Source organism: Gelidibacter sp. F63206, from assembly GCF_023015735.1.
Genome location: NZ_JALKAU010000012.1, coordinates 1 through 283, shown reverse-complemented (window position 1 = coordinate 283; position 283 = coordinate 1). Strand labels below are relative to the sequence as shown.

Sequence of the window (283 nt, the reverse complement as noted above, 5' to 3'; positions counted from 1 at the left end):
GACGTGACTACTCCTGGTGCTTGTGAAGGTGAGTATTCAATTACTAGAACCTGGACGGCAACAGATGCCTGTGGAAACGCTTCAACGGCCTCACAAACGATCAACGTTCAGGATACAACTGCACCGGTAATCGCTGCATTGCCTGCCGAATCAACTATTGACTGTTCGGTAACGCCTGAGTTCGCTCAAGCCACTGCAACGGATGCCTGTGGTTCTGACGTCACACTTACTTTTGAGGACGTGACTACTCCTGGTGCTTGTGAAGGTGAGTATTCAATTACTA

1 protein-coding gene is annotated in these 283 nt (G+C 49.1%); it reads left to right on the top strand.

Annotated features, from left to right (window positions below):
- Positions 1 to 283: hypothetical protein (locus MWU32_RS00070; RefSeq protein ID WP_246936570.1), on the top strand; the 283-nt coding region annotated here is incomplete at both ends.